At 70.4% G+C, this 4,747-nt stretch carries 2 protein-coding genes; both read left to right on the top strand.

Features of this window, described 5'->3' with window-relative positions; genetic code table 11:
• The first annotated feature begins 547 nt into the window (after positions 1 to 547).
• Positions 548 to 1,549, top strand: a complete 1,002-nt coding sequence (locus tag VGS97_RS23930) for an SMI1/KNR4 family protein (protein WP_326855885.1) — start codon at positions 548 to 550, stop codon at positions 1,547 to 1,549.
• Between the two features lie 156 nt (positions 1,550 to 1,705).
• Positions 1,706 to 4,552, top strand: a complete 2,847-nt coding sequence (gene ppc, locus VGS97_RS23935; RefSeq protein WP_326855886.1) for a phosphoenolpyruvate carboxylase — start codon at positions 1,706 to 1,708, stop codon at positions 4,550 to 4,552.
• The last annotated feature ends 195 nt before the right edge of the window (positions 4,553 to 4,747 follow it).

Genomic DNA, 4,747 nt, shown 5'->3' on the forward strand with positions numbered 1-4,747 from the left:
CGCGACGGGGCCGAGCAGTCCGGGCAGTGGCATGGGTGGAACTCCTAGGGCGTGCTTGAGACGTGCGGTCGGATCAGGGCGCGGTGTCCGGCGCGTGCGGTCGCAAGGCGCAGCGACGTCCTCGGACTAGAGGTCCGTGGACGTCGCGACAACGCGGCGAGCGTGCGTGGCGGGCGCCGTGACCCCGACTCCACGTCTCAAGCACCCCCTCCATGGCGGGCACGCGTACTGCCCCCAGTCCGTGAGGAACAGGGGGTGACCAATCCAGGGTACGCAGTCCGGGCGACCCGTGCGTACGTTCGAACGTATTAGCGCCAGGCGCGTTGCCGCCACTTACGCCGCGTTCGGCGAGGCCGGCCGTAATGAGCCCGAAGCACCCGATTGCGCCAGCTCGACGAGCCCAATTGCGCCGAGAAGGCACTCCCGCCTACCGCACAGCGTCTCCAGCCGGGTACCGTTCGACTGACGTTAAAGCAGTCGAGTGTCGTGTCCGGGTGGACGTGAGGGTCCGGGAAAAAGGCTGGAGAACATGACGCAAGGATCGGGCATGGGTTCACCGACACGCGCCGCGATACCGAACGGGCAGTTCGCCGGAAGGCTCATCGAGTTCAGTGACCCGGAGCTGGACCGCAAGTACCCGCGCGGCGTCTACGTCGATCTGCACGGCTACCCGAACTTCTCGGTGTACGCGCGCGCGGCCGTGGAGATCGCCGAGCCGCCGTCCGGGCTCTCGTCCGACGAGGTGCGGGTCACCGACGTCATCGCGGCGAACCTGATCGGCGCGGACGACGGCGACCCGCTGTGGCAGCAGGGCCGCCCGCCGACGGTGACGCCGGAGGGCTGGACGTGGGTGCACGAGGCGCGCAGCCGCCGGATGTACCTGGTGCCCGCCGAGCTGAGCGCCTCGTTCCGGCACCACGGCGGCATCGCGACGCTCCAGTCCGACCCGTCCAAGACAGGGCTCTGGCACGAGGGCATGCTCGAACCGGTCGCCTTCGAGCGCTCAGGGTCGGTGCCCGAGGAGGCGCTGCTCCAGCTCGAATCGCAGCTCGGCTTCCCGCTGCCGCCGTCCTACCGGCGCTTCCTCGGCGGCACCGACGGCGGCCGGCCGCTGGTCCCGGCGGTCAACCTGAACTGCGGCTTCATCGCGGACGGCTGGCTGTTCGGGCTGCGCCGCTCCGACCCGCACCAGGACCTGGTCTACGCGAACCAGTCGCTCTACGACCGGTTCACCGAGGAGTACCTCGGCATCGGCTACGTGCAGGGCGGGATGCTCGCGCTGAAGATCCGCGGCAACGACCTCGGCTCGGTCTGGTACTTCGACGACGACGACCCGCGCGACAACGACGGACGCGACGCCGCCTCGGTCTGCGCCGAACTGCTGCACCGGGTCGGCAACGATTTCGACGACTTCGCCAGGCATCTGGTGGCGCTGCCCACGCAGATCACCGAGATCTCGGAGGCGGCGGTGCGCGGCGGCCACGCCCACCCCATGGAGCCGGCCCCGCACCTGGGCTCGGCGCTGCCCGCCCACCTGCGGCGGCGCTGACCCATAGCTCGTCAAACCTCGACCGATCCGGCGGAATCCGGCGTCGCGTCTCATCGGGTGAGCAGGTAACGAAAGTGTGACGTTCGCCGCATAAGATGCCCTCAGTGTGGACAGCGTGGTCCGCCCGCAGAGCTGCCGACCAGCCGAGGATGTGCCATGCCCCAGCCCGAAGTGCGCGACTCCGCCGACCAGCCCCACTCTCCGGACGCGGCCCTGCGGACCGACATCAAGTCGCTCGGCGAACTGCTCGGCCGCACCCTGGTGCGCCAGGAGGGCCAGGAGCTGTTCGACCTGGTCGAGGAGATCCGGGCGCTGACCCGGTCGCAGGATCCCGCGGACGGCGAGCGGGCGGCCCGCCGACTGGCCGAGATCGACCTGGCCACCGCGATCCGGCTGGTACGCGCCTTCTCCGCGTACTTTTATCTGGCGAATGTCACCGAACAGGTGCACCGAGGACGCGAGCTGCACACGCAGCGGGCCACCGTCGGCTCCTGGCTGTCCCAGGCGATCGACCGGATCGCGGCGGCGATCGAGGACCCCGAGTCGAAAGTCACCCGCGAGTGGGTCGAGGAGGTCGTCTCCTACCTGTCGGTGCGCCCGGTCTTCACCGCGCACCCGACCGAGGCGGCGCGCCGCACGATCCTGGCGAAGCTGCGGCGGATCGCGCTGCTGCTGGACGCGAACCCGTTCACCGGCTCCGGCGACCCGGTGGCCCGCCGCCGGGCCGAGCGGCGGCTGGCCGAGCTGGTCGAGTCGCTGTGGCAGACCGACGAGCTGCGGGTCTCCCGGCCGGAGCCGACCGACGAGGCACGCAACGCGCTGTACTACCTGGACGAGATGCACGCGAGCGTGGTGCCCGACGTGCTCGACGAGCTGGCCGCGGAACTTGACCGGATCCACGTCGCACTGCCGGTGGACGCCCGTCCGCTCTCTTTCGGCTCGTGGATCGGCGGCGACCGGGACGGCAACCCGAACGTCACCCCGCAGCTGACGCTGGAGATCCTGACGCTGCAACACGAGCGGGCGATCGAGGACGCGCTCAAGGTGGTCGGGCAGCTGCGTTCGGCGCTGTCCACCTCGAAGCGGATCGCCAAGGTGACGCCGCAGCTTGAGGCGTCGGTCGAGGCGGACCTCGCGGCGCTCGACGACATCGCGCCGCGCTACAAGCGGCTGAACCAGGAGGAGCCGTACCGGCTCAAGGCGATCTGCGTCGGGCAGAAGCTGATCAACACCCGCAAGCGCATCGCCAAGCAGCGTCCGCACGTGCCGGCGCAGGATTACCTCAACGGCGGGGAGCTGATCGCCGACCTGCTGCTGATGCGCGACTCGCTGCTGGCCGACCGCGGCGAGCTGATCGCGCGCGGTTCGCTCGACCAGGTGATCCGCACCGTCTCGGCGTTCGGATTGCGCCTGGCCACGCTCGACATCCGCGAGCACGCGGACGCGCACCACCACGCGGTCGGCCAGCTGATCGACCGGCTCGGCGGGGAGTCCTGGCGCTACGAGGACATGCCGCGCGACTACCGCGCCGGGCTGCTGGCCAAGGAACTGCGCTCGCGTCGGCCGCTCGCGCTGCTGCCGGTGGCCATCCACCGCGAACCGGACCCGGCGGCCGCCACCCCGCTGCTGGACGCGGCCGCGGCGCGGACCTTCGGGATCTTCACCGCGATCCGCGAGGCGATCGACCGCTTCGGCCCGGACGTGATCGAGAGCTACATCATCTCGATGTGCCGGGGCGTGGACGACGTCTACGCGGCGGTGCTGCTGGCCCGCGAGGCCGGGCTGGTCGACCTGCGCGGCGAGCGCGCGGCGATCGGCTTCGTGCCGCTGCTGGAGACGGTCGAGGAACTGCGGCAGGCCGACAACATCCTCGACGACCTGCTGAGCGACCCGTCGTACCGCAAGCTGGTGCGGCTGCGCGGGGACGTGCAGGAGGTGATGCTCGGCTACAGCGACTCGAACAAGGCGGCCGGGATCACCACCAGCCAGTGGGAGATCCACCTGGCCCAGCGCAAGCTGCGCGACGTGGCGCACCGGCACGGCATCCGGCTGCGTCTGTTCCACGGCCGCGGCGGCACGGTGGGCCGCGGCGGCGGCCCGACGCACGACGCCATCCTGGCCCAGCCCTGGGGCACGCTGGAGGGCGAGATCAAGGTCACCGAGCAGGGCGAGGTCATCTCGGACAAGTACGCCCTCTCGGCGCTGGCCCGGGAGAACCTGGAGCTGACCGTCGCGGCGACGCTGGAGGCCTCCGTCCTGCACCTCGGCCCGCGCCAGAGCGCCGACGCGCTGGCCCGCTGGACGGCGACGATGTCAGGGATCTCCGACGCGGCCCACGCCAGGTACCGCGCCCTGGTCGAGCACCCCGACCTGCCGAAGTACTTCCTCGCGTCGACCCCGGTGGACCAGCTCGGCGACCTGCACCTCGGCTCGCGCCCGTCGCGCCGCCCGGACTCCGGGGCCGGTCTCGAAGGGCTGCGCGCGATCCCGTGGGTCTTCGGCTGGACCCAGTCCCGGCAGATCGTGCCCGGCTGGTTCGGCGTGGGCACCGGCCTCGCGGCGGCGTACGAGGCCGGGCACGCCGAGGTGCTGGCCGAGATGTTCGAGCAGTGGCACTTCTTCGGCAATTTCCTGTCGAACGTCTCGATGACCCTGGCGAAGACCAACCTGCGCATCGCCGCCCGCTACGTGGACCAGCTCGTACCCGAGGAGTTGCAGCACTTCTTCGAGACGATCAAGCAGGAACACGAGCTGACGGTCCAGCAGGTCCTGCGGGTCACCGGCCAAACGCGCCTGCTCGGCCACGACCCGGTCCTGGCCCGCACCCTGCGCACCCGCGACGGCTACCTGGACCCGATCTCGTACCTCCAGGTCGCCCTGATCAAGCGGCACCGCGAGGCGGTCGCGTCAGGCCAGCAGATCCAGGAGATCGAGCCGCAACTCACCCGTGCGCTGCTGCTCACCGTCAACGGCGTGGCGGCCGGCCTACGCAACACCGGCTGAAAGCCAAGGCAGAGCCAAGCTAGGGCAGAGAGCGCATGCACGCGCAAGCACAAGCACAAGCGCGCGAGGACGCGAGCACGCAAACTCAAGCTGCCCACAACCCGACGTAACTCAACGCGACTGGACGTACACCCGGCGCCAGCAGCCCACGAGCACGTGGCGCTAAGTCGACAAATACACCCAGCGGACGGTCCA

The organism is Actinocrinis sp. (assembly GCF_035946395.1).
Classification (GTDB): domain Bacteria; phylum Actinomycetota; class Actinomycetes; order Streptomycetales; family Catenulisporaceae; genus Actinocrinis.